At 69.2% G+C, this 6,755-nt stretch carries 5 protein-coding genes; 2 read left to right on the top strand and 3 right to left on the bottom strand.

The genetic code is table 11. The features are described 5' to 3' along the window. The 3 genes from QK444_RS29900 to trmB all read right to left on the bottom strand — a co-directional run. The coding region (locus QK444_RS29900; protein WP_282785463.1) for an MMPL family transporter at positions 1-3,471 on the bottom strand (3,471 nt) is incomplete at its 3' end. After that, entirely contained in the window at positions 3,471-4,217 is a 747-nt protein-coding gene (locus QK444_RS29895) for an NYN domain-containing protein (RefSeq protein WP_029930272.1), read from the bottom strand. The genes QK444_RS29900 and QK444_RS29895, both read right to left, overlap by 1 nt. Further along, positions 4,214-4,990 carry a tRNA (guanosine(46)-N7)-methyltransferase TrmB gene (trmB, locus tag QK444_RS29890; RefSeq protein ID WP_282785464.1) on the bottom strand — a complete coding sequence of 259 codons (777 nt, stop codon included), beginning with the start codon at positions 4,988-4,990 and terminating at the stop codon, positions 4,214-4,216. The genes QK444_RS29895 and trmB overlap by 4 nt, the downstream gene beginning before the upstream one ends. A gap of 407 nt (positions 4,991-5,397) precedes the next feature. Here trmB and QK444_RS29885 point away from each other — a divergent pair, with 407 nt between their 5' ends. Beyond that, entirely contained in the window at positions 5,398-6,459 is a 1,062-nt protein-coding gene (locus QK444_RS29885) for a hypothetical protein (RefSeq protein ID WP_282785462.1), read from the top strand. Further along, on the top strand, positions 6,446-6,755 hold a 310-nt coding region (locus QK444_RS29880), incomplete at its 3' end, for a hypothetical protein (protein ID WP_282785461.1). The genes QK444_RS29885 and QK444_RS29880, both read left to right, overlap by 14 nt.

Raw genomic sequence — 6,755 nt, 5'->3', positions numbered from 1 at the left:
GTGCTGGTGCGTCGGAGCGGGCGGTTGACCGGGCGTCGGGTGTGTCTGCGCGGGCGGTTGACCGGGCGTCGGGTGTGTCTGCGCGGGCGGTTGACCGGGCGTCGGGTGTGTCTGCGCGGGCGGTTGACCGGGCGTCGGGTGTGTCTGCGCGGGCGGTTGACCGGGTGCCGGATATGTCTGCGCGGGCGGCTGACCCGGTGCCGGATATGTCTGCGTGGACGGCTGGTCCGGTGTCGGGTGTGGCTGCGCAGTTTGCTGGCCGGGCACCTGATGTGCCTGGTCGAGCGACTGGCGGTCGGTGCCGGACGGGTCGAACCCGGCCGCGCGGCCGGCTGCCCGGTCACCCTGGGCCAGCGGTGGACGGCCGGTCTCCACCGTCCGGCCCGACTCGTGGCCGAGCTGATCGCCCTGGTGGGTGGGCGGCTGCGGCGGCTGTGCCGAGGGGTACGGCGTCCGAGGCTGTTCCGGCTGCTGCGGTGCGGCCGGGGGATGCGGCTGGTACAGCTGCGCGCGGGTGGCGGGATGCGGGGGCAGCTTCTCCACACCGGGCGGCGGCAGTACCCGTTCCGCACCCGCCACCAGGGGAGTCGCGGGCGATGCCGGAGCATCGCTCGCCGCCGCCGGTGCGGTCGGCTGCCGAGTGCTCGGCTGGGAGATCTGCGGCACTGTTCCGTGCGAGTGGGGTCGGACCTCGTCCGAACTCGCCGCGACGTCCGCACCGGCGCCGCGCGCGGTGCGGTCGCTCGCGTACGGCGCACTGCCGCCCGGACTCCGGGGGGCATCGTCGCGGTTCCGGTCGGCCTCGCCCGGCTGGTCGGCCTCGCCCGACGGGCGCTGGAATACCTCGCCGGAACGCTGGCGATCGCCCGCGCCGGAGCCGAGATCGCTCAGGTTGGTCAGATTCGACGCGGCGCGCGGCTGTACGCCGACACCCGGGGCGGGGGCGGGCTGGCCCGGGTCGCCGGCGGCGGTGCTGTCGGACTCCGTCGGTCGGGTCGACCGAGAGCCGGACGCCTCCGCGCCGGGCCGGGCGTCCACCTTCGGGATGGCCCCGGTGGCACGGGCCACGGCCTCGGCCGCATTGGTCTGGGCGATGCCGCCGGAGGCCGTCACCACGGGCAGCACGGTGGTGGAGTCGTCCAGCCGCTCGGTCGGGGCCTCGCTGTCCACCATCCGGGGGCGGATCTTGCGGAACGAGCGCGGCTTGGTGGCGGGGGTGCCGTCGGCCAGCGCGGGCATCTGCAGGGTGACCGGGTCGGTGACCGGGGTGGTCTTCACCAGGTCCACCATGTCGCCGCCGCCGGGCCGCTCATCGTCGAGGATGGGTTCGCCGAGCCCGACCTTCTCCTGGATCTTCTTCATCCAGGCCGGAGCCCACCAGCAGTCGTCGCCGAGCAGTTTCATGGTGGCGGGCACCAGCAGCATGCGCAGCACGGTGGCGTCGATGAACAGCGCCGCCACCATGCCGTAGGCGATGTACTGCATCATCACGAGTTCGGAGAACGCGAACGCGCCCGTCACGACCAATAGGATGAGTGCCGCCGCGGTGATGATGCGCCCGGTCTGGGCGGTGCCGACGCGCACGGATTCGGTGGTGCTGGCCCCCTGCGTGCGCGCCTCCACCATGCGGGAGAGCAGGAACACCTCGTAGTCCACGGATAGGCCGTAGATGATCGCGATGATCAGCACCAGCACCGGCGACATGATCGGCTGCGGCGTGAAGTTCAGCAGGCCCGCGCCGTGGCCGTCGATGAAGATCCAGGTGAGGATGCCGAGCGTGGAACCGAGGCCGAGCGCGCTCATGAGCGCCGCCTTGAGCGGCAGCACCAGCGATCCGAAGGTCAGGAACATCAGGATGGTGGTGACCAGCAGCACCAGCGCGATCATCAGCGGCATGAGGTCCAGCAGCGAGTTGATGCTGTCCATCATCATGACCGGTTGCCCGGTGACCATGACCTCCGCGCCCTCGGGCACCGGCATCGAGCGCAGATAGTCGACGGTGTCCTCGGGATGCGCGCTGTCGGTGACGGTGGCCTCGGAGACCCAGACGTTCGACCCGTTCGGCGGTTTCGCCGGAATGCCGAACTGGGAGTTCTTCACCAGTCCGGGAGCCTGATTCGCCTCCGCCAGGATCTGGCCGATATTGCGCGAGTTGTCGGTGACGATGATCAGCTGCACCGGATCGGATTTGCGCAGCGGGAAGATCTCGTCGAAGTGCTCCTGCGCCAGTCGGGTCGGATTGTCCGGCGGCAGATAGGTTTCGCTGATACCGCCGAACTGCAGGTTCTTCACCGGGATGATGAGCAGCAGCAGCACGATGGTGAGCGGGATGGCGACCTTGAGCGGGTGCTTCATCACCCACGCGGTCATCCGGCCCCAGAAGCTGTTCTCGACCTCGTCGGCGGTCTTGGTCTTGCGAATCCACTTGAGGCCCAGCATGTCCACGCGCGGGCCGAGGATGCTCAGCATGGCGGGCAACACGGTGAGCGCCGACACCATGGCCAGCAGCACCGCGGCGATGGTGCCGTAGGCGACCGACTTGAGGAAGCCCTGCGGGAACAGCAGCATGCCCGCGCTGGCGGCGATGATCATGGTGGCCGAGGAGGTGACGGTGCGCCCGGCCGTCATGACCGAGCGGCGCACCGCGGCCTTGGTGTCGTAGCCCTCCGCGAGTTCCTCGCGGAACCGGCTCACGATGAACAGGCCGTAGTCGATGGCCAGACCCAGGCCGATCATCGACACCACGGCGGAGACGAACGAGTTCACCTCGGTGAACTTGGTCAGTCCCATGATGATGCCGTTGGAGGCCAGAATGGTGAGCCCGCCGATGATCAGCGGCAGTGCGGCGGCGACGATACCGCCGAAGATGAAGAACAGCAGCACCGCGACGGCGGGCAGCGCCAGCAGTTCCATGCGCTTCACGTCGCTGGCGATGGTGTCGTTCAGCGTGAACCCGATGGGTTGCAGGCCCGCGACCTCGACCTGGACGCCCGGAATCGTGAAGGCGTCCTGCACCTGCGCGTAGTTCCGCAGCATCTCGGTGTCGTTGTTGCCCTCGAGGGCGAGCGCGGCGAAGGCGTGCTTCTTGTCCTTGCTGCCCGCGACCGACGGAATCCACTCGCCGGTCTCGGTCTGCCAGTAGGCCCCGTTGACCTTGGTGATCAGCGGGTATTCCTTGGGCAGGCTGTTGAGCTTGTCGACGACCGTCCGGCTGAACTCCGGATCGTCGATGGTCTTGCCCTCGGGCGCGGTGAACAGCAGCAGGATGTCGGCGCTGTGGTCGCGGCCGTAGACCTGGTCCTTGAGTTCGGCGGCCTGGGTGGATTCCGAGGTGGGGTCGAACCACCCGCTGGAGCTGAGATGGTTTTCCAGCCCGAACCCGAAACCTCCGAGTGCGAGCATGGCGGCGGTGACCACGCCGAGCACGGCGAAGCGCAGCCGGTAGACCAGGTCGCCCCAGCGGGTGAACACTAAGCGACTCCTTGAGCGGGGCGGGAGGTGAGCAGTGCGGACAGCGGCCGGAAGGGCTGCAGCCATGCTCCCTCGTCGGGCAGCGAATCGAGGCTCACCCTGGGCAGCGGTTCACGGAACACGCCCGGGATGTCCTCCAGATCGATGAACTCGAGGATATCGGACGTGACGGCCCAACTCGCGTGCTCACGGAATCCGAGCACCTGAACGGGAACGCCCGTCGCGGCGATCTCCTCGAGCGGTGCGCGGAACGCCTGTCCGTCCGCGGAGGCGACCATGATGCCCGCCAAGCCCGCGCCGCGACGGCGTAGCTCGATATGGGCGAGCATATCGCTGTCGACGTCGGAATCCTCGTCGATTTTGGGTTTTGCGAAGACTGCGTAGCCGACATTGCGCAGCGCCTCCACCCACGGTCGCACCACATCGGCGGTGCCGGGCGCGATATTGGTGAAGACGGTCGCCTCGGGTTCGACCCGGCGCGGGCTACCTACCGACAGTTCGGCTGTGCGGGCCAGCAGCCAGCGCCCGAGGGCGTCGAAGCGGGGACGGTAGGCGGCGGTGGGGCGGCCGCCGAGGATCGCGCCGAGTCCCATATCGAGATTCGGTGCGTCCCAGACCAGCAGGACGCGGCGCACGTCCGGGGTGCTGACGCCTAGTGCTGGGGTGCCGGGCACTTCCGCGGAGGGGGTGCCGTGCATTATTTCGGCAACATCCGATACCTCCGGGGTCATTTCGCTGACACTCATGATTCGATCTTCCCCCAGATGAACTCGTTGATCGCGCTACCCGCGCGGAGTCCTTTGCTTTCGAACTTGGTAATCGGACGTTCGAAACCGATTGGTGCGGTTTCGCGCCAATCGTCCGAATTGCCCCCGGTCGTCTCATTCAGGCCGATGAGCTGGGGTTCTCCCGCTCCGACCTCGGCAATCCACTCCGCGTAGTCGGCGTGGTCGGTGGCGACATGCAACACGCCGCCGGGTTTCAGCCGCGACGCGATGAGCTTCAGCGTGGCGGGCTGGATCAGCCGCCGCTTGTGATGGCGAGCCTTGGGCCACGGGTCCGGGAAGAAGATCCGGACACCGGTCAGCGACTCCTCGGCAATCATGTTTTCCAGTACGTCCACGGCATCGCCGCGCAGCAGCCGGACATTGTCGATGCCCTCGCGCTCGATGGCCTTCACCAGCATGGCCAGACCCGGCTTGTAGACCTCGATGCCGATCAGGTTGAACTGCGGCTCGTCGAGCGCCATGGCCGCGGTGGCGGTACCGGTACCGCAGCCGATCTCGATGATGAGCGGCGCGCTGCGGCCGAACCAGGCGTCGGCGTCGAGCGGGTCGTCGGACACGTCCTTCCCGATGCGCGGCCACATCCGCTCCCAGGACTCCTGCTGGGACGGCGTCAGCGCGCCCCGGCGGGACCGGAAGCTGGTGACCCGAGGGTAGAGACGGTTGCCGGTGGCCGACCGCGGCCCGGGAACTGACTCGGCAGTGTGGTTCGCGGCGTCGTTCACGGCGTCCATTGTCCAGTATTCGTTGATTAGCGCAGCAATCGACCACGCGTTGGGTGTCCGATCCGTTTTCCGGCGGGCATTTTCGTGATCGCGCCCACCTGCGTTTCCGCGACCGGGTACCGGGAAACGAGCGGTAATGCGACCGTGTCGCCGAATGGGCGGGTCGTGACGCGCCACACAGTGGCGTGGCGCCGGTGATCGGGCGCACCGTCCGCGCCGACCGGTGGGCGGCCGACGCCCCCGGCCAGCGGGGTTGTCCCGATGGCGCAATTCCCGCTTCATGGCGTCGTTTTCGTGACTAGGATTCGCTGTATTCGCGATGGGCACGCGGGTACCGGTGCGGGCACACCGGATTTCAGGGCATTTCTGCCGAAAACACACGTGAGTTATTGCGTTGAGCTACAGCGAGATACGCGATGGATGAAGGTCGAAGCGAACTGGAGCTGCTGCTGACGGCGGTCCGCGCGAGCGATACGCCGGTCCCCCCACGACTCGAAGCCGCCGTCCGGCGTTGGCGGCGGCCGTTGCGCATTCAGGTCACCGGGCGCAGCCGTGCCGGAAAGACCACGGTGCAGCGGGCTTTGGCCCTGCTCGCCGCCGAGGAGACCGCGTCGGTGGACGTGCCGGGGCAACCCGAACCGGTCCTGGACGGCGATCTCGTCCTCTATATCTTGGCGGGCGCGCCGCACCCCGCGGATCGAGCGGTGCTCGCCACCGTGCCGCCGGAGCGAATGCTGCTGGTGCTGAACAAGGCCGACGCCATCGGCAGCCGCTGGAGCGATGCGGTCACCGCCGCCGAGCGCTGCGCCGAGGAGTTCGGCGTGGCCGTTCATCCGGTGGTGGCGAACCTGGCGGCCCATACCCGATCCGGCATCGTCACCGATGCCGAACGGGCCACCCTGTGCCGCCACCGCGACCATCCGGACCCGACGTTCGCCCTCGTTCCCGAACGGTTCACCGACCCCGCCTTCGGCTCCGACACCGCCGACCGGAAGGCGCTGCTCACCCGCTGGCCGCTGCCCGGCCTGGCCTGTGCCCTCTCCGCGCTGCGGTACCGGCCCGAGCTGTCGTCGGGTCGAATCCTGCAGATCCTGCACGCCGCCAGCGGAATCGACCCGCTGCACGCCGACCTGCGCCGCCGCTGCGAAGCGCACGCGGCCCGGCGCGGCGGCGAACTCCTCGACGAGCTCACCCGGCTGGCGGCCTGCCGCATTCCGGCGCGCGACCGCATCGAGACCTACCTGCGGGGCGACGAAGCGCTGGCGCTGGGCCTGCGGGCGGGCCTGTCCAGTCCCGCGCTCGCCCGGCTGCCCGCCACCGACCCCGCCCCCTCCGACCCGGACCAAGCCCTGGCGCACGCCGCCCACTGGCGCGCGGTCGTCGCCGCCGACATCACACCGGATGCCCGTCGCGCCGCGCTGCGCATTCACGACGGCTACATCCGCCTGTGGGAACGGTTGACCGATGCCCGACTCTGAACGCCCCGGCACCGCCCGCGCCACCCGCCGGGAGACCGCCACCCCCATGGTCGGTCCGCCCGCTCCGGACGACGAGCCGTTGAGCCGGGGTCCCGAGCGTCGGGAACAGCCAACGGACGGAACCGTCGAGGAGTCCCGGGGATCCACGCACGGGCGGGAATCGCCCGGCGGTTCCGCCGCGACCGGTGGCGATACCACGGCCGCGGCCGCCGGGTCGGCCACCTCATCCGGTCCGTTTGGAGTTTTATCCCGTCCGTCCGGAGTATCAGCCACTCCGTCCGGAATTCCAGCAGATC

Origin of the sequence: Nocardia sp. CC201C, assembly GCF_030010695.1 — a bacterium.
Classification (GTDB): Bacteria; Actinomycetota; Actinomycetes; order Mycobacteriales; family Mycobacteriaceae; genus Nocardia; species Nocardia otitidiscaviarum.
Note: the sequence above shows the minus strand (reverse complement) of the source record. Positions and strands in the feature narration are given on the sequence as shown.

Bases quoted from the DNA above. Each gene is read 5' to 3' on its own strand.
- QK444_RS29895 (WP_029930272.1), bottom strand. From the start codon at position 4,217: ATGAGTGTCAGCGAAATGACCCCGGAGGTATCGGATGTTGCCGAAATA.
- trmB (WP_282785464.1), bottom strand. From the start codon at position 4,990: ATGGACGCCGTGAACGACGCCGCGAACCACACTGCCGAGTCAGTTCCC.
- QK444_RS29885 (WP_282785462.1), top strand. From the start codon at position 5,398: ATGGATGAAGGTCGAAGCGAACTGGAGCTGCTGCTGACGGCGGTCCGC.